The organism is Gemmata obscuriglobus (assembly GCF_008065095.1).
GTDB classification, from domain to species: Bacteria; Planctomycetota; Planctomycetia; order Gemmatales; family Gemmataceae; genus Gemmata; species Gemmata obscuriglobus.
The window spans coordinates 2456689-2483419 of the sequence record NZ_CP042911.1 but is presented as its reverse complement, the minus strand read 5'-3'; the positions used below and the strand labels follow the sequence as shown (position 1 = coordinate 2483419).

Below are 26731 nucleotides of genomic sequence, written 5' to 3'. Positions count from 1 at the left end.
TAAACTCAAGGGACGGGTGGCTTTACGGCTGTCCGTTCCTTCTGTTTTTTCAGCACCCCTGACGCGGCGGTGCCGTACCCACATCCCGCGTGGCAATCATCTGATACCACGTACTGTCTCCGTCCTCGTGCGCCCCGTAAGCCCCGCAAACCATATCGACGAGCTGAACCAGTTCGTCGGGCTCGGAGCCGCGGAAACGAACCTTACCGATCAGGAACTGCTTCGGCTCGCACGCCGAGCCTAGACCGCGGAAGGCGACCTTCACAGCATCAAGGAAATCAGCGTCCTTGTTGTCGTCAACGACTACCAGATCTTTGAGCGGCGAGCGTGAGCCGGTCGTCGCCAGCGCGGCCTGTGCCGACACGTAGGTGGTCCGCAGGCTGGATGCGAGGTAAACCGCCGAAGCCCAGTGGAACTCGCCCTTACCAGCCGTGCGCCACTGCTCGCAGCGTTTGTCGAGGGACGAGACCGCGAAGCGGAACTCGTGTTCCATGGCGGCACCGAAGAAGGCGGCGCGGTACTCCGGGTGCGACCACGTCTTCGAAAACTTAAACTCGTAATCCCTCCGCAACCCCAGGCGCACCCGCGCCCGCCGGACGCACTCGCGGAACGACTCGGCGACATCATGCGAGGGGATCCAGACCGCGGCAAGGCGAAAGTGGCAGTTGGCCGGATCCGGGTTGCGGCCGGTGTCGCCGGACTCGTCGATAAAGGTGGGCATTGGCATCACGTTGCTGGTACGCTCCGGCGGGGCCGGTGTTACAGGGCCGCCGCGGCGCGCAGGGCGGCGTACTTCTTCTTTTCATCAAGTGCGCGGCGGCCAAGCGGCTTCAACTGCTCGACCAAGCCGGACAGGTCGTACTCGTTGCTCCGCCGCCGGCCCCGCCGGGCACGCATGGTTTTGGTCAGCAGCTTCTTCTTGACCAGCCCGGCGATGGCGCGGTCGAGCGTCCGCTTGTCGCAGCCGAGCCACTCGCGAAGCGTCTTGCGTTTGGGATGCGGGCAGGTCTTCGCGTCACCCCAGCACGAGATGAGTTGGAGCAGCACGACGCACTCCATCGGCTTGAGCTTGAGGGCGGCCAACCCGGTCAGAAGGACGCGCGGCACCGCCGTCACGCCGGCGTCACGGACGGTACCACCGAACTTCTCGGTGAACGGCCCCCATTTCGGCTTCGGGGCGGCCTCCTCCTGCGGCTTCGGCGCAGGGACGGACGACTTGCGTGCGGTCGTCGACATGCCTGTTTCTCCTGGTGGTCTGCTCGGTCGCTTGTCGAACTGTACGGCGGCCTTGCGGCCAATGGAAGGTTAGGAATTGGGGGCGAAAATGCACCACTTCAAAGGGGCAAAAAAGCACCACCTCAAAGGGGCAAAAATGGCCCTACTATATAAGGTAGGCGGCTGAATAAGGTGAACGGGTAGCCGGTGAACGGTTAGGTAAGTGGAAGAGGGGCGAAAACGTACCTCTACACGCCCATTTTGGACGGAAAAAGTTTGGTCAGAAACGGTACAGAACCCGTTGTGTCCGTACCAAGTCGAGTTGATTTATAGGGGTTGCGGGAGCCCTCAATCGCGCGTGACTATTCTAAGCGCCCACGATTTTAAGGCGTTTTAGCGAGGCCGGCCCGGCTCGCATACCGAGCTATCGATCCAGCTATCGCCAATCACCCCTTACCCAGTATGAGGTCCACAACCCAGCATCCGCGTACATGAGGTTGGTTGCCGCGGCAGTGATTCAGGATGTCGCCGTTCTCGCAGCCGGCATCTTGAAGTGCATCCGCCAGAATGGGCATGGCATCAAAGTTACGCGCGTCGTACATCCGAAGTGCGAGGGCAACGGCCGTGGGCGTTCGCCACTCGGGTGCAAGCGAGATCGGACGAAACGGGTTGCCGAAGATGTCGCGAACGAGAGCAATCTGCTCCGCACGTTCTGTAACGCGGCCCGCGGCATCGCTCGCCGCCTCGGCAGTTTCTCGCATCAACGGCCACCCAGCAGGGCGGGACGGGCGAGCGAGCGTGTAGGCGGCGTGCGCCGCGGATTCATACGCACCCGGACGCGCATAAACCAACGAGCTAAAGGGTTCGCCTCCGTTATGAGCTAATTCGGATGCACGTCTTGCCCCTTCAGCCGCACGATCCAGTTCCGACCGTTCCGCATTCCCTTCAGCGTAACGTTCGGCAATCTCGACAGCCGATCGGCTCGTAGGATGGATCAGGAGTTCCCAAATCCGGCGGCAGCAAGCGCACCCGAACAACCGCACCTTACGCTTCTGATTCCTCTCCCAAGAAAGAGGAATCAGCGCCCCAGGGTCGTTACACGCCAGCCACTCCTCCTCGGTCATCTTTCGCCTCCCCAGCAACCCATTCGGCTATCGCCCGAACAGGGCGGGTGTAACCGTGGCCGGCTATCGAACAGACACGGAGCATCCTGCCATCAGTGAGGGTAGCGGTAATGCGCTCGGGCGCTCGCGTGGCTCGGCACAGCGTTCCACCAGATCCGAATCCGCGGTAAGAACTGCGGATGGCTCGCACGTGAACCGGCGACATGCGGGCAGCAATCGGAGTACGGAATGGCTTCTTGCTCATACGGCGCTGTAACGGGGGTTACAGCGCCAGCCGGGATCGCAACCGCCGGGGCACCGACTAGACATCCGCTACCGCCTGACTGGTCACGGGCGGGCGATTCGCTGGGTGATCGCTACCCACGAATTACAGGTCTAAAGACAAATAACGGCTCGCATCAGCCCGCGAAGCCTGCTCGAACGGCAACCGCGCAGTTCACCGCAACATCTGGACCGAAAGGCGTTTATGTCAAAAGCGATGTGCGCAAACGGATTCGCTCCCCGGATGAACGCTCGGTACCGCTCGCTGCGTTCGGCTGAGAAAAAGCGTGATGTGGACTTCCGGAACTGCCACGCGAGAAAAACCGCGTGGCAGCGGCTGGCTTCGCCGAGTTGTAGCGGCCAGCACATGGCCGCTGACACGGTACGGGAGCGGTCGTCACTTCAGCGGCGAGTAGTCGGTCGGAACCAGGAACTCCGACACCACGCCGTTCTTTTCGGCCGTCAGGCTGCCCCCGCCCTTCTCTTCGCTCGCCTTCCGAGCGGCGAGCCAGTCGGGGTCCTTGCGGAACGCGTCGAACGACTTCGCGGCGGCCTCCTTGCTCTTGTGCGCGAGGAGGTAAATCAGGGTGTCGTCGGCCCCCTTCTCGCCCGCCAGCACGTTCCAGTAGATCAGGTTCGTCATCCCGTGCTTCGCGAACAGCGCGATCGTGTGGTTCTTGAACCGGTCGTTGAGGTGCCCCAGGTTGCCCTTCGTCGCGGTGTAGGTGCGCAGCTCGAACACCCGCTCCTCCGCCCCTTTCTCGACCTTGAGCAGCGGCGAGTATTCGGTGACGGTCAGGAACCGCGATTCGATCTTGCTCACCAGCTTGCCGTCCTTCTCGCTGTCCGCCACGGCCTTCTTCCAGTCCGCGTCGCCGCCCATCGCCTGGAGCGCCTTGTCGCGAGCCGCCTTGCTCGGAGCGGAAATGAAGTAGACGAGCTTGTTTTCCTTGTTATCGACCGGCACGAAGTAGCCGACGTTGGTCAGCCCGTGCTTCTCGAACATCTTGAGCGTGTGGTTCTTGAACCGGGCGTTGAGGGCGTCGAGCTTGCCCGGGGGGGCGTAGTACACCCGCATCTCGTACACGCGGGCGTCTTTCTCGGCGGCGGAAGTGGTGGCGGTCATGAGCGTGAGGGTAACGAGAGCAAGCGGAAGGAGCAACAGGCGGCGCATGCGAAGTCCTCCGGGAGCGGTTGGGCGCAGGGACGAGCATACGGCGCGGCCGGAAGAGCGGGGAGTGAAGCGAGCGGAACGGGGGCCAAAGAAACGAAGTGCGGCCGCCGACGGCAGACACGGGAGACTGCGAAACGCTTCAATCCAGTTCATCACGTACCAAGAACCGTTCGACATCAGCCGAAGGCAGGCCGGTGATCCCTTCGGCGCGCGGGGTGAAGCCGACGGAGTTGATGACGCGAGAGCCGTTCGGGTCGGGGAACTCGATCACCGCCTTATGCAGCAAGCCGAGCGGGTTCGTGCTCCCGTGCGGCAACTGGCTGTTGTTCATCACGATTACGAACGCCTCGCCGAAGGGCAGCGCGAGTTCCGTCACGAACGGCTGAAGCGCCGCCTCGCCCGCCGGGAACATCGGGTTGTTGGTCTTGAGGTACTCTGCCAGCGACAGACCGGCCGACACAGCCGCCGCGGACACGTCGGCCACCCAGAACCGGCTGCGCACAAGGGTGGGCTCGTAGCCCAGCACCAAGAGGGACGCCGGCGGCGCGCCGTCGCGGTGGAACTTCGAGCTGACCTGCTGGTCGAACCGCCCGAACCGTTCGGGCACGAAGTCCGCCCGGAACGCCGCGACCAGCTCCACCATCGCGCGGCGCAGCTCGCGCGAACCGACCGGGCGCGGGAACCGCAGCAGTGCGAACCCGGGTTGGTCAAGAGAGGTGCGCCAGACCCGGGCGAATACCGCCGGAGCGACGGCCGCAACATCATCGGGAGGGAGTAACAGTGGCTCGGTCATACGTTGAACTTCCGGCCGCGGCAGGCAGCGGCGTAGGCGGCTTCGAGTTCGACGGGTACGAACAGCCCCGCGACCACCCGCATCGGCATCGTCGGCAGTTCCCCTCCGACAAGGACCGGGGTCACCCACACGTCGATGTCGAACTTCTTCTTCCGTACGATCGGACGGTACGTTGCGGCGTAGAGGTTTGCTTCTTCGGGCAAGACGAGGGATTCGGGACCGCCAAGCCGCTCGATGATCTCGTTGTGCAAATTCGCCCGGCGCGAGGTGATTACGTCCACAATCACCACACACGCCCCGCCCGCCAAATAGTCGAGGCATTTGGCGATGAACATGTCGCGTTTGGCCCCGCGGTCCTTGTTCCCCGGGCTCACCATCTCGATCGCGCCAACGAGCCGCCCGTCCCGCTCGGACGTGACGCGCAACTCGATCACCTCCGGAAACTGGTAGTGAGCGGTCGCGGTAGCTGGGGGCGGCGTGTAGATTGTCCGGGCCGTTGCAACCGCCGTTCCGCCAGTGTCGCCCGGCTCTTCGTCACCCGCCTCGGGTTCGAACTCTTCCTCAATGCCGACATCCACCTCCAAGCCGCCGTCAATGCTAATGGCGTCGAGCGCAAGGTACCCGTCGGGTAGGTGCGAGTTGATGCGGGTTGCGAGTTCCGAAATCCACCCGTTGTGCAGTGGGCGCCAAGGCAGCCGGTTTCCGGGCGGGCGGAAGTGATCGTGCAGCGGCATCTGCGGTTCTCCCTGGGGGCACCGCCATCTTACCACGGCCGCCCGTTTGGTCGCGGTCGGTGGGACGGGTAAAATGCCGCGTACCGCCCACGCACAAGGACGCACCATGAGCCACCGGCCGACCACGTTGAACGAACTCCGCGCGAGCGGCTGGCAGTCGAAGTCCGTCAAACACGAGTTACGCGACAACTACCTCAAAGCGCTGAAAGGGGGCGAAACGCTGTTCCCGGGGATCGTGGGGTACGAAGACACGGTCGTCCCCGAGGTCAGCATCGCGGTGCTGGCCGGGCACGACATGCTGTTCCTCGGCGAGAAGGGGCAGGCGAAGTCGCGCCTCATGCGGTCGCTCGTGCGGTTCCTCGACGAGTACGTTCCCTATTTGGACCTGCCGGGCTGTCCGGTCCACGAGGACCCGTTCGCCCCGCTCACGCGGGCGGCGAAGGAGCACCTCCGGAACACGCCGGACGAGCAGGTCCGGATCGCGTGGTGGCACCGCGACGAGCGGTACGCCGAACGGCTCGCCCCCGGCACCAAGTTCGCCGACGTCATCGGGGAGATCGACCCGGCGAAGCTGGCGGCCGGCACGAGCATGTCCGCCGAGGACGCGCTGCACTTCGGGCTGATCCCGCGGATGCACCGCGGCATCTTCGCGATGAACGAGATCCCGGAACTGGACGAGCTGATTCAGGTCGGTCTGTTCAACATCCTCGAAGAGCGGGACGTTCAGATCCGCGGGTACCCGATCCAGTTCGACCTGGACGTGCTGATCCTGTTCAGCGCCAACCCGAGCACCTTCAACCGCTCCGGGAAGGTGATCCCGCAGCTCAAGGACCGCATCGGCTCGCTGATCCAGACGCACTACCCGCGCGAGCGGGCGCTGGGCATCGAGATCATGGAGCAGGAAGCGGGGCTCGACACCGGCGGGGCGTTCCCGGTGTTCGTGCCGTACTTCATGAAGGAGATCATCGAGCAGATCAGCGTTTCGGCACGGAAATCGAAGTACGTGGACCACGCGAGCGGGGTGAGCGCCCGGTTCAGCATCGCGAACTACCGCACGATGATCTCCAGCGCCCGGCACCGCGGGGTGCGACTCGGCGAGGAGCCGGCGGTGCCGCGCATCTCCGATTTGGGCCACCTGCCCACTTCGTCTCTGGGCAAGCTGGAACTGGACCTGATGGGCTCGCACCAGATGGGCGAACGACAGGTGCTGGAGGCCATCATCGCCGACGCGATCCGCACCGTGTTCGAGGAGTACGTGGATAAGCACGGGTTGGACGAGATCTCCGACGTGTTCTCGAAGGGGGTGAAGATCGAGGTCGGCGACATGCTGCCATCAGCCGAGTACGCAAAGCGGTTGAAGCGCGTCCCGAAGGCGTGGGAGAAGGCGTTCGAGGTGAACTCCGGCGCGAGCGACGCGGTCCGGGCGAGTTGCGCGGAGTTCGTGCTGGCGGGGTTGTACGCCAGCGACCGCATCAGCCGGGCCACCCGCCACGGCCGCATGACCTACGAGACGTGAACCGATGGAAGCCGTCATCCCGTATGAACAGCGACTGAAAAACGATTTCGCCTGGGCGCTCCGGGAGGGCAGTATGCACTTCGAGGAAGAGGGCGCGGTCCAGCAGACGTTGCGCCGCATTACCAAGCGGCTCGACGATCTGGGAATCGTATACGCCGTCGGCGGGGGGCTTGCACTGTTCTTCCACGGCTACCGCCGGTTCACGGAAGATGTCGACATCCTTGTAACAAAGGATGATCTGAAAACCATTCACGAGCAACTCGAAGGCCGGGGGTACTTGCCCCCGTTCGAGAAGAGTAAGCACTTGAGGGACACGACGACCGGGGTCAAGGTCGAGTTCCTGACAACGGGCGAGTTTCCCGGCGACGGAAAGCCGAAACCGGTTGCGTTCCCGAACCCGTCCCATGTGCGTGTCGAGGGCGCAGGCGTATGGTTCCTTTCGCTCCCGGCTCTGATCGAGTTGAAGCTCGCGTCCGGAATGACAAACCCGCTCCGCGCCAAAGACCTCGTGGACGTCCAGGCACTCGTCACGCAACTGAAGCTTGACGAGCATCTCGCCACGCAGCTCAACGAGTTCGTCCGAGGAAAGTACCTTGAGTTGGTGCAACTGATTCGCGACAACCCAGAGCCCGCCGAGTAGCCACGTTACAGGGCCGAACGCGTTTTACGCCTCCGAATCCTCGTGCATACGGCGGAGAAGTGGAAGCACCCGCCCGGCCAGTTCCGGCGGGTACCCCGGCAGCAGTTCCGGCAGGTGTCGTTCGTCGATTCCGAATTGCCAGAGGTCACGAGCGCGATCCTCAAAGTCGCATACAGTGAGGGAGCGGGCTGTTCCCCACCATTGCAACAGTCGCGCCAGGTACTGTGACAGCTCTTCCGGGCTTGGCGTCACCGATGTTGGCTCGGTCCCAGCGCCGGGAAAACACTCAGCGACCACCTTTCGGAATTCCACATCGTCCGAAGTGCGTGCGACCCGATCCGCCAGTTCGATAGCCGCACGGTGCACCCGTGCGATGGAGCGCCGATAGTAAAACGCGGTGCTGGGAAGTTCTACGCTAACGCTCATTCCGGCGTTCTCGGCCGTCCAGAACGAGAGCGACATCCGGCTACCGTCCGCTTGGCTCCAATAGGGCGGATAGTTGAACGGGCTGAGGTGGCACCACCGAACCGCCGCGAGCGGACCGACCACCGGATCGTCCGTCAGGTCGGCGGTTACGATCGGCGCCGGCGGGTGGCGATCGAACCGCGAACCGAGCGCCGCCTTCCAGACCGGCACGACGGCCTGCCGCGGGTGCGGGTCAGTTCGGAGCAGGAAGCCAGCAACCATCAGGGAAGCCGAACCGAACCAGCCGTCGGTACAGGTCACGCGCCACACGTACCGTAGTTGCCGTTCCGAAGTGCGCCGCGGGCGGTTGGGGTGGCCCGCATAATCGATGCCGAGCGCGTGGCCGAGCCGTTCGTCGACGGTTGTGGGGGTCATGGAGCGATTGTACCCGTTGCGAAAACGAAGTTGCCACACGCGATTACTGGCGGTCGGTACAATGCGGTGTCGCCACTGCGCCGAGGAACGCGATGGACAGCCAAGAAGCACAGACCCCGGGCGGGATCGTTCACACCTACCAGCGGTACGACCCGGTGAACTTCCCGTCGCCGACCGCGCCCCCGCCCGACGTTGTGTCGCCGATGATGGAGCACATGCTCGAGTTCGGCGACCTGGACGAGTTCACGGAAGAGCAACTCGCGAACGCCATCCGCCTCGACGCCTCGCAGATCGCCAACCTCGGTCCGAGCATCAACGCGCTCAAAGAGATGCTCCTGGAGCGCAAGCGAAAAATCCTCGCCACCTACGAAACGGGTGCCGCCCAGAAGGCGGCGGCAAAAGCGTTTCGTGACGCCGCGCAACAGGTCACGCCACCCAAGAAGCTCGCGGGCGATTTCCGGCGGGCGGTGAAGGACGAACAGATCGCCGACCTCGAAACCTTGTACTTCCGGGAAGGTAACGACAGTTCCCCCTTCGCGAGGGCGCTGGTGCCGCTCGTGGAGCGCTTGGGGGACAAGTACCAGGTTGACGAACTCGCGGGCAAGTACGCGTTCACCGGGCGCGAGAAGATGAGCGTCCCCACCGCGCTCGAGGTGAAAGAAGAGCTCGAAGCCATCGACGAGTTGCTCAAGCAACTCGACGAGGCCAAGAAGACGGCCCAACTCGCCATCATCGACATGGAGCAGTTGGAGAAGTTCGCCGAGCCCGGCGACATCGAAGGGCTTCAGGCGCTCCAGCAGCAGATCGAGGACTACATCAAGGAGCAGGCCGAGAAGCAGGGGCTCGAGGGCGACGGGGCCGGCAAGTTTCGGCTCACCCCGAAAGCCCTCCGGCTGTTCCAGTCCAAGATCCTCACGCAGATCTTTTCCGACATGCAGGCGTCCCGCACCGGGCGGCACCCGGACGCGGTGCAGGGCGAGGGCGCGGTCGAGTCGCCCAAAACCAAGCCCTACGAGTTCGGCGACTCGGTGTCGCAGATGGACATCCCCGCCAGCATGGTGAACGCCCTGTTGCGGGCCGGGCCGGGGCTGCCGGTGAGGATGAAGCCCGACGACATCCTGATCCACCGCACGCGCGTGAACCCGAAGGCCGCGACGTGCGTGCTGCTCGACATGAGCGGCTCCATGCGCTACGACGGGCAGTACGTGAACGTGAAGCGCATGGGCCTCGCGCTGGACGGCCTCATCCGCAGCGAGTACCCGGGCGACTTCCTCCAGTTCATCGAGATGTACACGTTCGCCAAGCCGCGGCACGTGTCCGAAATCGCCGGGCTGATGCCCAAACCCGTCACGATCTTCAGCCCGGTGGTGCGACTCAAGCAGGACATGAGCAACCCGAACGCCAGCGAGTTCCGCATCCCGCACCACTTCACCAACATCCAGCACGCGCTCCAGACGGCACGGCGGTTCCTGACCAACCAGGACACCCCGAACAAGCAGGTGGTGCTCATCACGGACGGGTTGCCGACGGCCCACTTCGAGGGCAGCACGGTGTTCATGCTGTACCCGCCGGACCCGCGCACGGAGGAAGCGACGATGCGGGAGGCGCTGCTCTGCGCCCGCGACGGCATCACCATCAACATCTTTTTGCTTCAGAACTGGAACCAGTCGCACGAAGACGTTCAGTTCGCGTACCGGATGGCCCAGGCCACAAAGGGGCGGGTCGTTTTCACCGCGGGGCGCGAGTTGGACCGGTTCGTCGTGTGGGACTACATCAAACGCCGCAAGCAGATCGTTTCTGGCTGAAGTTCCCGGCCTCCCGGGGCCGATCGACCGCCGATACGGTCCCGAGGAGTGATGTCATGCGCCGAATGCTCGCCCTGACCGCGGGCCTCATGCTCGCCCCGCTGCCCGCGCGAGCCGACGATTACTTCATCACGGTTTTTACGGCCGAATCGGTCCCGTTCGAGTCGAAGAAGACGCACACGTTCGCCGCGCTCCAGAAGGTGAGCGACGGGGCCGTGACGCAGCACTCGATCAGTTGGCTCCCGGAGTCGCGCAAGGTCCGCGGGCTCACCCTCCGCCCCGAAGCGGGCGCGAACGTTTCGCTTGATGAGACGTTCAAGCTCTGCCGCGAACTGGGGATGCGGGTCTCGGTGTGGGGGCCGTACCGGACCAAGCCGGAACTGTACGACCTCCTCGTGTGCCAGAAACAGAAGTTGGAGTCCGGCACCGTGCGGTACAAGCCGACGGACAGCATGTACCCATCGAACGTGGCCTGTAACTGCTACCACGCCCTTTGGCAGCCGGTCGCACCGCACCGCAAGTACGCCGGTCCGTTCAACTGCGGCGACGCCACCGGTCCGGTAACCGTACACCTCTTCAGCAAATGGCTGATCGAGCCCTGTCACACCCAAGGTGGGTTACTGGAACTGTCCGTACCGAAGGGCGAGCCGGTGACGCGCCGCGCGTTCGACGACAAGCCCACGCGCGCGGACGCGATCCGGTCCGCACGCGAGCGGTAGCGTCACACCGGGTCTTCGAGTTCGGCCATCAGCGCCCGGTAGGTCGGTTCGTCGATCTGGTCGGCCACGAACTTGTACGTGACGAGATATTTGACGATCCGCCGACGGTCCCGGTCGAACCGGTCGAGGGTCAGTACGTTGCGGTCGAGCCGTGAGTTGTCTGCCAGGTCGGACAACTTCACCGCCCGCGCCAGCGCGTTCGCCTTCAAGCCGATCACGTACTCGGCGTACGGGGCGCCGTGCCGGCGCGTCAGCACCCGCACCGCTTCGACCACCGCCGGCGAAAAGCCTTCGGCCCGGATCTGTTCGAGCGTGACGGCCGTGTCCTCGACCACGTCGTGCAAGACGGCCGCGATGCGCGCCTCCGGGTCCGCAACGGCCAGTGCGACCCGGAGCACGTGCAGCAGGTACGGCTGCCCTTCCTTATCCACCTGCCCGGCGTGAGCCGCGGCAGCGATTTGTACGGCGCGATCGAACGTGGCCATCCGGCCCTCCGCAGTCATTTGGCGTACAGCTTCTTCACCTTCCGCGCGAGCAGCCAGTTGGTCAACCGCGGGAAGAACCGGTTGAACCGCAAGAGCCGCCGCGCTTCCGACCCGACCACCAGTTCGGCCTTGTTCGCCCGGACCGCCGCCAAAATCTTCTCCGCGAGGTACTCGGGCGTCATCCCGTCCGCGAACCGCAAATCGGCCCGGCCGTCGGTGCGGAGCCAGTTCTTGTCGAACCCGCTGTTGGTCAGCCCCGGCACGATGGTGATTACGTCCACCCCGAACCGGGCGAACTCGCCGCGCCACGCCTCCGACATTCCGACCAGCGCGAACTTGCTGGCGGAGTATTCCGACCACGCGGGCATCCCCTTCCGTCCGCACATCGAGGTGACGTTGACCACCGCGGGTTCGTTCCCGCGCGTGAGGTGCGGCACCGCGAGCCGTGTCAGCTCGATCGGGCCGAAGAAGTTCACTTCCATCACCGTGCGGCAGATCGCTTCGGTCGAGTCGGCGAAGTGCCCCCAACTCCCAACGCCCGCGTTGTTCACCAGCAGGTCGAGCCCGCCGAACGCCGCGACGGCGCGTTCCACGAGGTGCTGCCGGTCCGCGGCGCGGGTGATGTCGGTCGGCACCGCGATCACATCCCCGCCGGCGTTCCGGAGTTCGTCGGCGAGCGCGTTCAGCTTCTCGGCGCTGCGCGCCGCCAGAGCGACCCGGGCGCCGCTCGCGACTAACCCGGCCCCCAGCGCCCGACCGATGCCACCGCTGGCGCCCGTCAGGATCACCCGCCGCCCGCTCAGTTCCCGACTCATAGTGCCCCCTTGCGTCAAGTACCAATTTACCGGGCCAACACGCGAAGCGGGCGTAAACGCATCAGGACAAACAGAAAGAACCTTTTCGGCCATCGGTACAGCTTGCGCAGCCGGCACGTTCGTCATTCGCACCCGACTTTGCGACGATTAAACCGGGCACCACCGGTAGCCGGATAATCGACCTGGGCTTCCCAACCGGCCCGGCAAACCGATACGATACCCCAACACTTTCGACAACGCACCAGGGACGGTGTCATGCGCTGGCTGCTCATCGGCTACATGTTCCTGTTCATCCACCGCCCCTTCGAGGTGTGGCCGTGGCTCGGCGACCTGCGCGTCGAGCGCATCTACATGCTGTTCACCCTCGGCGTGTGGGCGATCTACCCGGGCAAACGGTTCCTCCCGAACGTTCAGCACGCGGCGTACCTCGCATTCGGGACGGCGGTGCTGTTTGCGTGGGCCATCAGCCCGTGGTCCGAGTACGGGCAGCCGGTCATTGAGGACTGGCTCAAGATCGTCGTGTTTTACGTGCTGCTCGTCACCACCATCCACGACGAAGAGGGCCTGAAGCACGTCGCGGTCGGGTTCCTCGTCGTCATGGGCGGGTACCTGCTGCACTCGTTCCGCGAGTACCTCGCGGGCCGGCACACGTACCGCATGGGCATCGCCCGCATGATCGGCGTGGACACCACACTCGGCGACCCGAACAGCTTCGGCGCCAGCATCGTCTTCGCCCTCCCGCTCGTTACGGCCCTCTGGAAGAGCGGGATCGGCGGGAAGCGGGGCCGTCTGGCGCTGGCCGGGTACGTGGCACTATCGGCGCTGTGCATCCTGCTCACCGGGTCGCGGTCGTCGCTGCTGGGGCTCCTCCTCTGGTCCCTCATCGTCATCTGGGGCACGAAGTACCGGTTCAAGGCGCTGGTGTTCTTCGCGCTGGTCGCGCCCGCGGCGTTCGTCGCACTGCCCGAATCGCTCCAGACGCGGTTCGAAACCATCATCAACCCGGACGTCGGGCCGGCGAACGCCAAGGAGTCCGGTGAGGGCCGGTACCAGGGGTTGGTGATGGGGTTCCAGCAGTGGGGGAACAACCCGCTGAGCGGGATCGGGCCGGGCGCGTGGCGGCCCGCGAACAACACCAAGATCGAGTCGCACAACCTGTACGGGCAGCTCGTCGGCGAGACCGGCACGCTCGGCGCGGCCGCGTTCGTCACGCTCCTGGTGTGTTTCTGGATGAACCTGCGGGCGATCCGCCGCGTTCGTAAGCAGATGCCGGAGTGGCAAACCGACCTCGTGTTCACCCTGCCGTCCTCCATCGGGGTCGCGGTGTTCCTGCTGCTGTTCATGGGGAACTTCGGGCACAACCTGTTCCGGTTCACGTGGCTCTGGTACGGCGGCTTCCTCATCATCGCCCGACACTGCGTGGCCCGTCGGCTGGCAACCTGGGAACCCGAACCGGAGCCGGAAGAGGAACCGGAAGCCGAACTCCCTCCGGGTTGGGTACTCCACGGCCCGCACGGCTAGCGTCAGTACAACGACCGTCGTCTATTACCCCGCCGGCTGGTGCGGGTGGGTAGCCACATCAGGTTATTTTCCCACTCGTGGTAGTTTCGGAAGTCCCAACCGAACCGGTCCCGCACTCGGCGGGGCTGTGTTTCGTGCGTCTCGCCCAAATCGCAGCACTGCCAAAGCAATAAATTTTCGCCACAACTAAAATCCTCGCAACGTCTTGCGACTCACCTCGTGCGATCCGAGAGGACGTTCGGTCGCACCCACAAGCCTCACCTGCAAAGTGTTTGGGAGCCGATTCCTGGGTAGCAACGGCCCAGCGAACCGCCACCGAATCGCCCGTCAACCGGTAGCGAATGTCCATCGGGTGTACCCCCGTGCGGCACTGTAACCCCCGTTACAGCGCCGCACACCGGCCGAGGCAATTGGACGTCCGGACGTGTTTCGGCGACCTCCCGATCGAGCACACGGCGGCAACGCTGCAGCACACGCCCTATCATTGCGCGGAATGCCGGCGAGGCACATCGATCGAGCGACCTTCTCATTAACACACCCGACGACGGCCGCGCCGGACTGCCCGGCCTTTCGCTTGCTTCGGACAGGCCGTTCCGCCACAATGAGGAAGTTGCGTCTGAACGGCGGTACCGGTTACAAGTTCTGTAGTCGTGCCATTCACCCCGCCGGGACGGGACCACACGTGTGCTCGGAGGCGACCTGCCATGTCTGCCGGCCGTCGCGGTCTGATCCTGTCAGCGACTTTCGCGCTGCTTGCCCTCGGGTTGCCCCGCACGGCACACGGTCAGCCGCCCCCACCCCTGCAGTTCCGGCCGAACGCGTTTAACGACCCGCAAACCGGGCGGCACACCATCTGGCAGCATCACCTCACCACGGACCGGATCCGTGAGTTGTTCAGCCAGTACGGGCAGGACGACGCCACGAGCAAGCAACGCGAAGACCGGATCCGCGACGCGGTCAAGAAGAACAACCCGGGTGTGAACGACGAGCGTCTCAACGCCGCAATTCAGAAGGCGCTCGCGAACAAAGAGTTCATGAACCGGCTCGTCGATATGGCGCAAAAGCGCCAGAACGACTCGAACCGCGCACCGGGCACCGAACTCGCACCCGCTGAGTTCGCGCGCGACCTCGCCCTCCTTAAAGAACAGATGGCACGGGACGGTCGCCCCGACCCCCTCAAGGCGCCCAAGTTCGACCCGGCCAATCTGCCCAAGTTCGATCCCAAGAGTTTCGATCCGAACAACTTCGATCCGGAACAGTTTCCGTACGCCGACCCCCAAAAGCGCCCCCGCATCGACCCGGACTCGGGTCTGCCGCTCGACCGGCGAACCGGGCGCCCGTACGACCCGCGCACCGGGCAACCGCTCGACCCGCGCACCGGCGAGGCGCTCATGCCCAAAGCCCCCCCCAGCCCCCCCGAAGCGCAGGGGCCGTTGAACCCGAACAAAGTCGGCGATCCGAACAAAACCCGCGAACCCGACAAGATCGATCCGAAACGGAACGAAGACCCGAAGGGGTTCGAAGACCCGCGCAACGGGCGCCCGATCGAGGCCCGACCGCCGGAACCGGAGCCGGAATTCGACCCCGAGCGGCCCCAACCGCCCCGGGACTCGCCCGAGCGGCTGGCGCAGCAAAAGGCCTACGAGGCCGCAAGCGCCTTGTGGGAAAAGAACGTCGGCCCGCTCGACGAGTCGCCGGCCGTCAAGCGCGCGATCTACGACCTGATCTCCGACCGCGAGGCGATGGACGCCCTGACCGACAGCAAGGGCAACAGCCTGTTCGACATGTTCAAGGACGGGATGGACGGGGACGGGCTCAAGGACCTGTTCGGCGGGCTGGACGGCAAGTGGGAGTGGCCCAAGCTCGACTGGAAGCTCGACTGGGGGAAGAACACCGGCTTCAATTTGCCGGACGCGCGGCCCCGGTCCCGCTGGCCCGACGCGGGCGGCCGGTGGCCCAGCGGTGACAGCAACTGGGGCGGGTGGGGGTCGTTCAACTTCGGCGGGGTGCAGGTCCCCTGGCTGCTGTTCGTGCCGCTGCTCGCGCTGGTCGTCGCGGTCGTGGTGTGGTGGAAGTGGGCCGCCATCGCGCGGCTCGGGGGGCGCGGCCGGGTCGCGGTGGCGGACGGGCTCGGGCCGTGGCCGGTCGACCCGCGCGAGATCAACAGCCGCGAGGACGTGGTGAAAGCGTTCGAGTACCTGAGCGTCCTCATCTGCGGCCCGGGCGCGAAGACCTGGACCCACTCGACCGTCGCGGACGAACTGACGGTGCTGGCGCGGACCCAGCCCGACGCGGCGCTGACCCTGGCCCGGCTCTACGAACTGGCCCGGTACGCCCCGCTCGACGAGCCCCTCAGCCGGGCCGAGTTGCTCGAGGCCCGGCGGCTGGTGTGCGACCTTGCGGAGATGGGCTGAGGCCATGAAGCGACGCAACGCCCGCCGGTGCTCGGGACTCGCCCTCGTGGGCCTGCTCGCGCTGGCCCTTGCACTCGCCCCGCCCGCGGCGCGGGGCCAGCCGCCCGGCCCGCGCCCGCAGCCGCCCGCGGCGCAGCCGCAGCTCGTGGTCCCGGGGGGCGGGACGGAGCTGTTCCGCGCCATCTTCGACGCCGCCAAGGTGCGGCCGGTGCAAGGATACGAATTGCAGCTTCTCCTCAAGGACCTCGCCTTCGAACCCGGTCCCGACTTCAAACCCGGTCACGACCTGATCGTGGTTGTCCTCGGCGACCCGCAGCCGCGGCAGGCGAACGACCCGCTGTGGTGGGCGCGGCAGGTCGTTCGCAACGGCGGGGCGGCGCTGATCGCCTCCGACGACCGCTGCGAACTCTACACGTCCGGCAACCGGAACATGGCCCGGCCGGTCGGCAACTTCAACGGCGACACGGTTCGGGCCAACGGTCAGAACCCGAACGACACGCACCGCAGGAACAACGACTGTCCGTACGCGGTTCCGGTCGCGCCGGACGAGCGCCCGGGGGCGGACCCGGGCGGCCGGGTCTGGGGGGTGTTCCGCGGGCTCACCCGCGTCGCGACCAACCAGCCCACGTACATCAACATCACCCAGTTCCAGAACGAGTACCAGCACCCGCTGGCGCGGCTCCCGCGGTCGTCGTTCTCGCCCACCGGGTTCGGGTTCCGGACCCCGCCGACGTTCGCCGTGGGCGGCGACGGGGCGCCCGACGGGGGCAAGCCCGGGTACTCGTTCCTGGCGGTCGCCGACTCCAGCGTGTTCATCAACCAGATGTTGCTCGAGCCGGGCACGGACAACCGCAAATTGGCGTTCCGCACGGTCGAATACCTGCGCGGGCCGGGCGGCGAGCGGACGCGGTGCGTGTTCTTCGAGAACGGGCGGCTGGTGGAGCGGTTCGACGGCCTGCAGTCGGCGTTCTCGCCGCCGCTGCCCCCGGTCCCGCCCGACGCGATGCCCAACCTCGGCCCGCTGTTCGGGAAGAACCAGGACAAGCTCATCACCTTGCTGGACGCCAAGGCGGACGAACTCCAGGAGCGGGACGCGCTGCACAAGGCGATGGTCGGCCCGCCGGGGTCCGAGCGGGAAGAGCGGGCCGCGGCCCGGTGGGTCGAGCGGACGCTGGCCGTCGCGGCCGTCGCGGTCGTGTTCTTCCTGCTCCGGAAGTTGTGGGGCGGGCGGCACCCGCAGGACGCCCCGCCGCCGCCCAACGCCGGCGCCGGCGCCGCCAGCACCGGGCCGCCCGGGGTGTTCGACCGCCGGCAAAAGGAGCTGGCCCGCCGGAACAACCTGTACGAGCCGGTGACGGCGGTGGTGCGGGAGTTCTTCGCGAGCGCCGGCGCCCCCGCCGCCCCCGGCCCGCGCCTGCCCGCGCTCGAAATCTCCCGCGCGGTGCGCAAGCCCGAATCGTTGCGCCTGGCGCTACGCGACCTGTGGCGCCTGGCGTACGGACCGCCGATGCCCCTCACCGCCCAGCGGTGGTACGAGCTGGAACCGTACTTCGAGCGGCTCAAGCGGGCCCACGCGGACGGCAAGTGGAAGTTCGAACCCGCGGCCTGATCGCCCCCGCACGGAACAACGGGACCCGTTTCTCGGCGCGCCCCGCGGGGCGGACCGGGCGGCGCCGCACGGCACTGATGGACACTGACCGGAGTTAGGCATGAGTTTGGCTTCGACCTCGACCCCGGGCGCCGCAGCGCCCCCCGCCGACCTCCGTGCGGCGGCCCACGAGTTGGCCCAGGAGGCGAAGCTCCTCAGCCAAAAAGTCACGGCAGAAGTCGGCCGCGTCGTGGTCGGGGCCGAGGACATCACCCGACAACTGCTCATCGCCATGCTGGCCGGCGGGCACGTCCTGCTCGAGGGCGTCCCCGGGGTCGCGAAGACCACCATCTCGAAGGTGTTCTCGCGCCTGCTCGGGTGCCAGTACCAGCGCGTCCAGTTCACCCCCGACCTGCTCCCGTCCGACGTGACCGGCACGTCCATCTTCGACCGCAACAAGAACGACTTCGTGCTCCGGAAGGGGCCGATCTTCACCCAGGTGCTGCTGGCCGACGAGATCAACCGCGCGCCCGCGAAGACGCAGGCGGCGCTGCTCGAAGCGATGCAGGAGCACCAGGTGACGGTGGACGGCGAAACGATCCCGCTGACGCCGCCGTTCCTGGTGATGGCGACCCAGAACCCCGTCGAGCAGGAGGGGGTGTACCGGCTGCCCGAGGCGCAGCTCGACCGGTTCCTGTTGCGGGTCGAGATGGGGTACCCGGGGCACGAGCACGAGGTGAACCTGCTGAAGCTCCACAGCAAGCCGGTCGTGGACGTGCCGCCGATGTTCACCCCGGAGACGATCCTGAACCTCCAGCGCAAGCTGCCGGGGGTGTACGGGGCGGACACGCTGTACGAGTACATCGTGGAACTGGCCGAGCGGAGCCGCGAGCACCCCGACGTGGCGCTGGGGGCCAGCCCGCGGGCGTCGCTGAACCTGCTCCGCTGCGCCCGCGCCCGCGCGGTCCTCGAAGGGCGGCACTTCTTCACGCACGAGGACGTGCAGGCGGTGGCGTTCGGGGTGCTCGGGCACCGCCTCATCCTGCGGCCCGAGGCCGAGATCGAGGGCAAGCGGGTCGCCGACATCGTCCGCGAACTCCTCGAAGCGGTCCCGGTGATGGAAACCGTCTGAGCCTGTGTTCTGTGTTTCGTGTTTGGGTGTGCGGTGTTCCGCACAGTTCCGTGCGCCCGCGGGCGCCGGACCGGCGCCCGCAACCCGAACGCCGCACGCCCCAGGCACGAAGCACCAAGACACCAAAACGCGAACACAACTCCCATGCTGACGGCCCGCGGATGGTGGTTCCTGCTGATCGTCTCCTTCATCCTGGTGATGGGGGCGTTCGTGATCCCCTACTTCACCACGGTGCCGGCCCTCCTCGCGGTCACGCTGCTGGGGTGGTTCGTCTGGGAGTACCTCCAGTTCCACACCAGGTCCAACGCCGCCGTGTCGCGGCTCCGCCAGAAGCGGTTCGTCACCCAGAGCGGGCGCGACGCCCCCATGCTGTGGGCGAACGTCCCGTTCCAGGTGCGCGTGCAGGTGCGGCACGACGGGTTCGTGACCATCGACTACGCGCTCGTCGAGGACCGGCTGCCCGCGGGCGCGAACGTGCTCGCCGGTGAGCCGAGCAACCACGCCACCGTCCGCTCCGGCGAGCCGGCCGACGTGGCCTACACGCTCTTGTGCCCCGCGCCGGGCGTGCTGCGGTTCGAGGGGGTGAAGGTGCGGGTGGCGGACCTGCACGGGTTCTTCTACCGCCGGATCTTCCTCCGCGACCCGATCGAGTACCTCGTTCTCCCCCCTCTGGTCAGCGAGGAGAGCCGGCAGCGGGCGGACAAGCGGTTCAACACGCTCCCGCCCCCCGGCATCCACCGGCTGCGCCGCCCGGGGTCGGGCGACGAGCTGCTGGACCTCCGGGACTACCGCCCCGGCGACCCGCCCAAGATGATCGCGTGGAAGCCGTCGGCCCGTAAGGACAAGCTCATCACCAAGGAGTACGAGAACGACGTGCCGGTCCGGTGCGTGCTGTTCCTCGACACGAGCGACGGGGTGCGGCTGGGGCCGCCCGGCAACACGCTGCTCACGCGGCTGGCCGGGGTCACCGCCGTCGTCGCGCAGGCCACGGCCGCGAACCGCGACCTGGTGGGGCTCACCACCTTCGACGACGAGGCCGCGCACCCGGTCCCGCCGGCCCGCACGCAGACGCACATGATCAACGTGCTGCGGAAGCTGGCGGAGGTGTCGGCGCTCCAGCCCGGGACGGCGGGCGTGGAGACGGAACTGCTCACCGCCCGGGCGTACCCGCTGGCGCACGAGCTGTACCCCGAACTCATGAGCCGCAAGACCAACACGGTGCCGCTGCGGCGGCTGTGGAAGCCGCTGCTCGACAAGTGGTGGGGCTGGCTCGTGTTCGCGCTCGTCGTGATCCCGCCGGCCCTGCTCGCGTGGAAGGCGGCGTCCGTACTGGACCCCGACGTGGCCCGGCTCCCGCGGCCCGTCAACCGCGTGATCGTCCAGTGGCTCGCGGCCACCTTCGATTTCGGGGTCCGCACCACCGGGGGCCTGGTGGGGCGCGAGCCGCTGGCCGTGCGGGTGCTGGTGTTCCTGATCGTCTGGCCGGCGGCGCTGCTGCTCCCGAGCGTGCTCGCGGGGCTGTTCTGGCTGCTGCACGGGGTCACCGGGTTCTTCGGCGCCGCCGCGCAAGAGCTGAAGAAGCGCAAGCGGCTCGCGGCCCTGTTCTCGCTCCAGGACGGCGCCGGCCCGGACGCGGTCGAGCGCTACGTCCATGATGACGCAGCCTACGCCGAGCGGGCCGGCGCCTTCCTCCGGCACCACCACTTGCGGTGCCCGGTGCCCCTGTACGACGACCAAGGGAGGTACCGGTTCCGGTGCGAGGAGAAGGCCGAGGTGCTCGGCTCGGCGCTGATCCGCGCCGTGAGCCGCGCCCGCGACAACGAGCTGTACGTGATCCTCGCGGACCTCGCGGAACTCGGCCCCGACATCGAGCCGCTGGTCAAGGCGTGCCGCGTGGCGCGGGCGCGGCGGCACCACGTCATGGTGATCGTGCCGTGGCCCGCGGACGTGTCCGCCCCCGACGACGCGCCGCCGGCTCCCGAGGCGCCCGGCGCCGGCGCCCCGCGGCGCCGGACCGCCGCCGAGATGGCGCCCGGGGAGCGGCAGAAGCGGATCACGAAGCTCGTCCGGGACAACCTGACGCGCCAGTACCACGAGTCGTTCCGCCTGACGCGCCGGGCGCTCGCGGGCGTCGGCGCGACGGTGGTGCGGGCCAACGACGGCGACGCGGTGCGGCTGGTGCTGGACCGGCTCGACCGGCTGCGCGGGATGAGGAGCCGCCGATGAGCAACACCGTTAAAGCGCTCGGCGGGCAGCCCGAGCTGACCCAGGGCGACGTGATCCGGCTCCTCGCCACCGACGCCGCGGCGCGGCCCTACGTGCTGGCCACGCTGGCCGCGCTGGCGATGATCTTCGTCGTCCTGTTCATGAGCGGGAGCGACCTGGGCGGCATCATCGTGGTGCTGTTCGGCGCCGCGGCGATGGCGCTCCGCTGGACCGCGGCGCCGCCGTTCCTGCTGCTCGTGATCGCGTACTTCCAACTGTTCCCGTTCGGCATCCCCGACCCCGGGTCCGAGAACCCTTATCAGGTGCGCGAGAGCCACTTCCAGGTCACCGACATGGTGCTGGTCATGGCCGTTTTGGTGTACCTGCGGGGCCAGTACCGGCTGTTCGGGCTCGTTCACCAGATCGTGCCGCCGGACAGCGCCCTCAAGCGCAAGGGCGAAGTGCCGGTCCGCCGCCCGACGGCGCACATCCGGCCCGACGAACTCGCGTGGATGCTGGCCGCCTCGGGCGCGCTGGTGCTGATCGGCCAGGCGGTCTGGTGGCTCGTGAACGCGCTGGAGTTCGTCCCGATGGAGAGCGGGGTGCCGTTCCGGTGGGCGGACACGCGCTCGCTCCGCGCGTTCAGCCGGGACCAACCGCCGGGCGAGTTCCGCCCCGGCCAGAACCGCTTCTTCGTGCTGCTGGGCATCCTGTTCTTCGGCACGCTGCTGGTGCGGCTGGTGTTCGGGTACTGGCGGCTGCGGGTGATGAACGCCTCCGAGGGGGCGATGGTGCTCGCCGACACGAGCTGGAGCGAGTCGCACCGCGAGCGGGTGCGGCTGGAGAAGTGGCGCGTCTGGGGCCGGCGCCGCGCGAGCGAGCGGGCCGAGGCCGCCGCGCAGGACGCCCGACAGCGCGAGAAAGAGGCCGCGCGCAAGCGCGCCGCCGAAGAGGAACGGGCCGCGCGCAAGCGTCCGAAGCGAGCGCGCCGCGACGACCAGAAGTGACGCAAAACACCACCGGGCCGCTCCCGCCGTCCGGCCGAGTTCCAAACCCGAGAGAGCGCATCAACATGAGGTTCGCGTACTGGAGCCGGGAACTGGCCGGCTGGGCACTGATCGGCGTCGGCCTGTGGCAGTTCTGGAACACCTACGGGCTGATCTCGAACCGCCGCATCTTCGAGGCCGGACCGTCCGCGTTCATCGCGTTCATCATCTTCCGCTCGGGCCTGCACCTGCTAAAGGTGGCGGTGGCGGCGCAGGCGGCGCGGTCGCTCCCCGAGGGCGCCCAGCCGGCGACCCGCAAGGCGAGCCGGATGGCGGTGAAGTCGGTCGCGCCGACGCCCACGAAGTCCGTGGTCCCGGGACCGCGGAGCCGCGCCGCGTCCGCCAACGGCGCGGCGAACTGACGCCGTGGCACGAATCCCGTCCGGCGTGCGGGCCGTGTTCTTCGACGCGGTCGGCACGCTCATTTTCCCCGAGCCGTCGGCCCCGGCGGTTTACGCCGCGGTCGCACGCTGGCACGGCCTGGACCTCCCCGCGTCCGAAGTGCGCGAGCGGTTCCTCACCGCCTATCGGCAAGAAGAGGCGGCCGATGCCGACCGGAGTTGGGCCACGAGCGAGGCCCGCGAGCGCGACCGCTGGCGCACAATCGTGACGAGCACGCTCGCCGGCGTGTCCGACCCCGGGGCGTGCTTCGCTCACCTCTTTGAGCACTACGCGCGGCCCGGCGCCTGGCGCGTTCCCGCCGCCGCCGCGGGGGTGGTCGCGGCGCTGTCGGCGCGAGGGTTCGTCCTGGGTATGGGTTCCAACTACGACGCCCGGCTGCTCACAGTACTCGACGGGCTCCCGGAACTGGCCCCGCTCCGTGACCGCGTCGTCGTAAGTGCCGCAGTGGGCTGGCGGAAGCCCGCACGCGAGTTCTTTGCGGAAGTGAGCCGCATCGCGGGCTGCGCGCCCGCGGAAGTGCTGTTCGTCGGGGACGACCTGCGAAACGATTACGAGGGCGCGACCGCGGCCGGAATGCACGCCCTCCTCCTCGATCCGGACGCGCGGCACACACACGTTCTCCACCGCGCGGCCGGCCTCGCGGAACTGATCAGCTAGTTCGGGCCAAGTCTTCCGCCACCGCTTCGGCGGCGCGCCGGCCGCTGGTCAACGCGCCGTCGATGCTGGCGGTGTCGCGGTGGTCGCCGCACACGTACAGCCCGCTCCGCAGCCGCACCGGGCGCTGCCACGGGTCGAGCGTGCCGGCGGGTTGGGCCGGTAGCGCGTGCGGAATCCGGTACGCGCGCAACAGCTTCCAGCCGGCGACCGCGGGGCCGAACCACTCCGCCAGTTGCTCCCGCGCCCGCCGGTCGAGTTCCCCATCTCCATCGGCGGGAACACCCACGACCGACGCCGCGACCAGCGCCTTGCCCGGCGGGGCGTAAGCGGGCGCCGCCGCCGACATCACGACCACGTTGTTCACCGGGCCGCGGCCCTCTCCGTCGAGCGCCAGGATGGGCTCGGTAAGGGGTGCGGCGTCGGCGGCGTAGTACAGCGTTACGGTGCCGTTCCAGGCCGGATCGGGCACCGCGGCGCCGAGCAGTCGCGCGGCGGCCGTGCCGTCGGTCGCCACGACAACGGCCCGCGCGCTCAGGCGCTCACCGCCCGCCAGCGACACCGCGCCGTCGGCCACGGCCTCGACGGGCGCGTTCAGCCGCACCGAGCCGGCGGGCAGCCCCGCCGCGAGCTGTTCCGGGATCGCTTGCATCCCGAGGGCGGGGACCGCCCCGGGGCCAGCCGCGAACGCCCCGAACACGAACCGGAAGAACCGCGCGGACGTGGTGAGTTCGCGTTCGAGGAACACCCCGCCCAGGAACGGTCGGAACAGTCGCTCCACGAGCTTCGGGCCGAGCCCGGCCGCGCGGAGCTGCTCGGTTGTCGTGCGGTCGGGGTTCGGCGCGTCCGGGGCCTCGCGCCGAACGTCACGGTAGAGCTTCAGGAGCTTCGCTTTGTCGAGCGGAGAGCCGACCGCGTTGAACAGCGACGCGACGGCGGCGAGCGGCTCGCTCCGCGGGTCCGCGACCCGGTGGAACCGGCCGCCGAACCGTACCAGCGCCCCACGGGCGAAGGGCTTCAAATCGAGCGCCGGGAGGTCCAGCACCCGCCGCCCCTCGGCGTACGCGGTCAGGTAGATCTGGAACCCGCGGTCGAGCCGGAACCCGTCCACGAGGTCCGTGCGGACCCGGCCCCCGACCCCGTCGGCGGCGTCGAGGATGCGGAACGGCACCCCGCGCCGCGCCAGCTCCCGCCCGCACGCCAGACCCGCCAGCCCGGCGCCCACGATCAGCACGTCAGGGTCATTCATTCGCGACCTCCTCGCGACCGGTACGCGTGCCGCAGGGTCAGCACGAACGGCGCCCACCAGATCAGATCGTTCGGAACGCAGGTGAGCAAACCTTCGGCGCTCGAGCGGCCGGTGAGTACGCCGTAAGCCAGCCCGACCGGCCCGAAGAACTTACCGAGGAACCCGACCAGCACAACGGGCCAGTGGCGCGCGGGGTCGCTGGCCGCGATCAGGTACCCGACCCCGTACACGCCGACGATCATCCCGATGCACTGCCACAGCTCCGGGTAGTGGAGCGGCTGGTCCGGGCGCTGCATCCCCGAGTTGGCGAACGACCGCTCGGGGAGCAATACCGCCCACGCGCCCCACGCGAGGTTGTACACGCCCGCAAGGGCGAGCACGCCGCGCATCCACTTCGGCGAATCGGCCACACGCCCTCCTTGCCGAGAATTGCGTTGCATGCCGCGTACCTGTTTTTCAGTGTGGTCCGTTTGCCACGTGGACGGTAGCAAGGAGCACCGAGTGCGCGGCGTGAAACAGATCGGATGCCCAAAGCGCCGCTGCTCCACAAGCGAACCGCACGAAAAAGCAGGCACACAACAAGCCGCAAACCGTAGGACCGCAACCTGGCGCCGGGTGTGCCGATTACACGCGCGTGCAGTCGAAAGCCGCACCGGCATTAGCCCGCGGGGACGGCCTCGGTCGGCACGTTGTCGGTCGGCTTGAGCCGGTCGCGGAGCTGGCGCGAGGCGACTCGGTTCACCACCTCCAGGTACGCCAGGGCGCTCGCCTCCACCACGTCCACGCTGACCGCCCGGGCGCGCGACTTCTTGCCCGAGTACTCGATCTCGATGCTCGCCTCGCCCAGCGCGTCCATGTCCTGGCTCACTGACCGCACCCGGTAGTCCACCACCCGCACGGCCGCCCCGGTGACCCGGTTGATTGCCTTGAACAGCGCGTCGATCGGGCCGTTGCCGACGGCGGCGTCGCGACGCACCGAGCCGTCGAGGTGCTTGAGCGTCACCGCGGCCGAGGTCTGCGACCCGGTGCCCGCAGTGCTGGTGAACCCGACGAGGGTCCACAGGTTCCCCGTGCCCTCCTGGAGCTGGTTCTCCGCGAGCGCCTCAATGTCCGCGTCGTAGATCTCCTTCTTCTTGTCCGCGAGCTTCTTGAACTCCTCGAACACCTTGTTCAGTTGCTCGTCGGACAGGCCGTACCCCAGGGCGGCGACCCGCTGCTTGAGCGCGTGCCGGCCGCTGTGCTTGCCCAGCACCAGCTCGGTCTGCGGGATGCCCACGTCCTCGGGGCGCATGATCTCGTAGGTGCTGCGCTCCTTGAGCATCCCGTCCTGGTGGATGCCGGCCTCGTGCGCGAAGGCGTTCTGCCCCACAATCGCCTTGTTCCGCTGCACCGTCTGCCCGGTGACGTGCGACAGCTTGCGGCTCACCGGGTACAGGTGCCGGGTGTTGATCCCGGTGGTCAGCCCGTAGTAGTCGCGGCGGGTGTGCAGCGCCATCACCACCTCTTCGAGCGAGGTGTTGCCGGCCCGCTCACCGATGCCGTTGATGGTGCACTCGACCTGCCGCGCGCCCTCGCCCAGGGCCGCGAGGCTGTTGGCCACCGCCAGGCCCAGGTCGTTGTGGCAGTGGACCGAGAGCACGCAGTTGTCGATCCCGCGGACGTTCTTCTTGAGGTGCCGGATGATGGCGGCGTAGTGCTGCGGCACCGCGTACCCGACGGTGTCGGGGATGTTGAGCGTGGTGGCCCCGGCCTCGATCACACGCTCGACCACCTCTGCCAGGAAGTCGAGTTCGGTGCGGGCCGCGTCCTCGGGGGAAAACTCGATGTCGGCGCACCGGTCGCGGGCGCGTTTGACGCCCTCGACGGCCCGCCGCGCCACCTCCTCCGAGGTCATCTTCAGCTTGAACTCGCGGTGGATCGCGCTGGTGGCGAGGAACACGTGGATGCGCGGCTTCTCGGCGTCCTTTACGGCGTCCGCGGCGCGGTCGATGTCCGTGGGGTTGCACCGGGCGAGGCCGGCGATGACCGGCCCGTGGATCTGCCGCGCGATGGCCTGCACGCTCTCGAAGTCGCCCGGGGAGGCGATCGGGAACCCGGCCTCGATCACGTCCACGCCGAGGTCCGCGAGCGCGCGGGCCATCTCGAGTTTCTCGGCGAGGTTCATGCTGCAGCCCGGGCTCTGCTCGCCGTCGCGCAGCGTGGTGTCGAAGATGATGACGCGGTTCGGATCGGCCGGAACGGACATAACGCGCTCCTGAAACGAAATCGGCCCCGGAACTTGAGTTCCGGGGCCGCTGTTACCTCGTGGATCGGATCAGCCGACGCGCGAAGGACAATGGCCCCGTGACGGTCCAAGAAGCGGAAGGTTCAGAAGGAGCAGGGACGCGGTCACGGTATCC

Annotated in this window: 24 protein-coding genes; 12 read left to right on the top strand and 12 right to left on the bottom strand. The window is 67.4% G+C overall.

Going from position 1 to position 26731, the window contains the following annotated elements; genetic code table 11:
* Nucleotides 1-49: 49 nt before the first annotated feature.
* The 6 genes from GobsT_RS10390 to GobsT_RS10365 all read right to left on the bottom strand — a co-directional run bounded on the left by GobsT_RS10390 (nucleotide 50) and on the right by GobsT_RS10365 (nucleotide 5301).
* Nucleotides 50-721 (bottom strand): DUF3800 domain-containing protein, encoded by a 672-nt coding sequence (locus GobsT_RS10390; protein WP_010039996.1) that lies wholly within the window; start codon nucleotides 719-721, stop codon nucleotides 50-52.
* A gap of 38 nt (nucleotides 722-759) precedes the next feature.
* Complete coding sequence (locus GobsT_RS10385; RefSeq protein WP_010039993.1) at nucleotides 760-1236, bottom strand: helix-turn-helix domain-containing protein; 477 nt, start codon at nucleotides 1234-1236, stop codon at nucleotides 760-762.
* Nucleotides 1237-1661: 425 nt separating this feature from the next.
* Nucleotides 1662-2339, bottom strand: coding sequence for a hypothetical protein (locus GobsT_RS39510; protein WP_010039991.1), 678 nt, complete (start codon nucleotides 2337-2339; stop codon nucleotides 1662-1664).
* 658 nt (nucleotides 2340-2997) lie between these two features.
* Nucleotides 2998-3774 (bottom strand): NIPSNAP family protein, encoded by a 777-nt coding sequence (locus tag GobsT_RS10375; protein ID WP_010039989.1) that lies wholly within the window; start codon nucleotides 3772-3774, stop codon nucleotides 2998-3000.
* 139 nt (nucleotides 3775-3913) lie between these two features.
* On the bottom strand, nucleotides 3914-4567 hold the full coding sequence (locus GobsT_RS10370) for a hypothetical protein (RefSeq protein WP_010039987.1): 654 nt from the start codon (nucleotides 4565-4567) through the stop codon (nucleotides 3914-3916).
* Nucleotides 4564-5301, bottom strand: coding sequence for a DUF4058 family protein (locus GobsT_RS10365; RefSeq protein WP_010039984.1), 738 nt, complete (start codon nucleotides 5299-5301; stop codon nucleotides 4564-4566). The genes GobsT_RS10370 and GobsT_RS10365 overlap by 4 nt, the downstream gene beginning before the upstream one ends.
* 106 nt (nucleotides 5302-5407) lie before the next feature.
* Here GobsT_RS10365 and GobsT_RS10360 point away from each other — a divergent pair, with 106 nt between their 5' ends.
* Entirely contained in the window at nucleotides 5408-6817 is a 1410-nt protein-coding gene (locus GobsT_RS10360) for a magnesium chelatase ATPase subunit I (protein WP_010039978.1), read from the top strand.
* Nucleotides 6818-6821: 4 nt separating this feature from the next.
* Nucleotides 6822-7457 carry a nucleotidyltransferase family protein gene (locus GobsT_RS10355; RefSeq protein WP_010039973.1) on the top strand — a complete coding sequence of 212 codons (636 nt, stop codon included), beginning with the start codon at nucleotides 6822-6824 and terminating at the stop codon, nucleotides 7455-7457.
* 24 nt (nucleotides 7458-7481) lie between these two features.
* On the opposite strand, the gene GobsT_RS10350 is transcribed toward GobsT_RS10355, so the two are convergent.
* Nucleotides 7482-8297: a hypothetical protein gene (locus GobsT_RS10350; RefSeq protein WP_010039971.1), complete on the bottom strand. Its 816-nt coding sequence runs from the start codon at nucleotides 8295-8297 to the stop codon at nucleotides 7482-7484.
* A 92-nt stretch (nucleotides 8298-8389) separates the two neighbouring features.
* On the opposite strand from GobsT_RS10350, the gene GobsT_RS10345 reads away from it, so the two are divergent.
* Complete coding sequence (locus tag GobsT_RS10345; protein ID WP_010039969.1) at nucleotides 8390-10102, top strand: vWA domain-containing protein; 1713 nt, start codon at nucleotides 8390-8392, stop codon at nucleotides 10100-10102.
* A 56-nt stretch (nucleotides 10103-10158) separates the two neighbouring features.
* Nucleotides 10159-10821, top strand: coding sequence for a hypothetical protein (locus GobsT_RS10340; RefSeq protein ID WP_029600891.1), 663 nt, complete (start codon nucleotides 10159-10161; stop codon nucleotides 10819-10821).
* 2 nt (nucleotides 10822-10823) lie between these two features.
* Here the strand turns inward: GobsT_RS10340 and GobsT_RS10335 are convergent, their stop codons facing one another.
* Nucleotides 10824-11306 carry an HD domain-containing protein gene (locus tag GobsT_RS10335; RefSeq protein WP_010039965.1) on the bottom strand — a complete coding sequence of 161 codons (483 nt, stop codon included), beginning with the start codon at nucleotides 11304-11306 and terminating at the stop codon, nucleotides 10824-10826.
* Nucleotides 11307-11320: 14 nt separating this feature from the next.
* Nucleotides 11321-12121 carry an SDR family oxidoreductase gene (locus GobsT_RS10330; RefSeq protein WP_010039963.1) on the bottom strand — a complete coding sequence of 267 codons (801 nt, stop codon included), beginning with the start codon at nucleotides 12119-12121 and terminating at the stop codon, nucleotides 11321-11323.
* Between the two features lie 255 nt (nucleotides 12122-12376).
* Here GobsT_RS10330 and GobsT_RS10325 point away from each other — a divergent pair, with 255 nt between their 5' ends.
* From GobsT_RS10325 to GobsT_RS10290, 8 genes are all read left to right on the top strand, one after another.
* Complete coding sequence (locus tag GobsT_RS10325) at nucleotides 12377-13642, top strand: O-antigen ligase family protein (RefSeq protein ID WP_010039961.1); 1266 nt, start codon at nucleotides 12377-12379, stop codon at nucleotides 13640-13642.
* Between the two features lie 704 nt (nucleotides 13643-14346).
* The gene (locus GobsT_RS10320) at nucleotides 14347-16056 is read left to right on the top strand and encodes a hypothetical protein (protein WP_010039959.1); all 1710 of its coding nucleotides are present in this window, start codon (nucleotides 14347-14349) and stop codon (nucleotides 16054-16056) included.
* 4 nt (nucleotides 16057-16060) lie between these two features.
* Nucleotides 16061-17665, top strand: a complete 1605-nt coding sequence (locus tag GobsT_RS10315; RefSeq protein ID WP_010039955.1) for a hypothetical protein — start codon at nucleotides 16061-16063, stop codon at nucleotides 17663-17665.
* Between the two features lie 100 nt (nucleotides 17666-17765).
* The gene (locus GobsT_RS10310; RefSeq protein WP_010039953.1) at nucleotides 17766-18776 is read left to right on the top strand and encodes an AAA family ATPase; all 1011 of its coding nucleotides are present in this window, start codon (nucleotides 17766-17768) and stop codon (nucleotides 18774-18776) included.
* A gap of 144 nt (nucleotides 18777-18920) precedes the next feature.
* Entirely contained in the window at nucleotides 18921-21002 is a 2082-nt protein-coding gene (locus GobsT_RS10305; protein WP_010039951.1) for a DUF58 domain-containing protein, read from the top strand.
* Nucleotides 20999-21988 carry a hypothetical protein gene (locus tag GobsT_RS10300; protein WP_109571165.1) on the top strand — a complete coding sequence of 330 codons (990 nt, stop codon included), beginning with the start codon at nucleotides 20999-21001 and terminating at the stop codon, nucleotides 21986-21988. The genes GobsT_RS10305 and GobsT_RS10300 overlap by 4 nt, the downstream gene beginning before the upstream one ends.
* Before the next feature lie 65 nt (nucleotides 21989-22053).
* Nucleotides 22054-22389: a hypothetical protein gene (locus tag GobsT_RS10295; RefSeq protein ID WP_010039942.1), complete on the top strand. Its 336-nt coding sequence runs from the start codon at nucleotides 22054-22056 to the stop codon at nucleotides 22387-22389.
* Nucleotides 22390-22393: 4 nt separating this feature from the next.
* A complete protein-coding gene (locus GobsT_RS10290) occupies nucleotides 22394-23086 on the top strand; it encodes an HAD family hydrolase (RefSeq protein WP_029600889.1) in 693 nt (230 codons plus the stop codon).
* Here the strand turns inward: GobsT_RS10290 and GobsT_RS10285 are convergent.
* From GobsT_RS10285 to GobsT_RS10275, 3 genes are all read right to left on the bottom strand, one after another.
* Entirely contained in the window at nucleotides 23079-24332 is a 1254-nt protein-coding gene (locus GobsT_RS10285) for a protoporphyrinogen/coproporphyrinogen oxidase (protein ID WP_010039931.1), read from the bottom strand. The two genes, GobsT_RS10290 and GobsT_RS10285, sit on opposite strands and share 8 nt — an antisense overlap.
* Entirely contained in the window at nucleotides 24329-24742 is a 414-nt protein-coding gene (locus GobsT_RS10280) for a hypothetical protein (protein ID WP_010039928.1), read from the bottom strand. The genes GobsT_RS10285 and GobsT_RS10280 overlap by 4 nt, the downstream gene beginning before the upstream one ends.
* Nucleotides 24743-24990: 248 nt before the next feature.
* Nucleotides 24991-26577, bottom strand: a complete 1587-nt coding sequence (locus tag GobsT_RS10275; protein ID WP_010039926.1) for a 2-isopropylmalate synthase — start codon at nucleotides 26575-26577, stop codon at nucleotides 24991-24993.
* Nucleotides 26578-26731 lie beyond the last annotated feature (154 nt).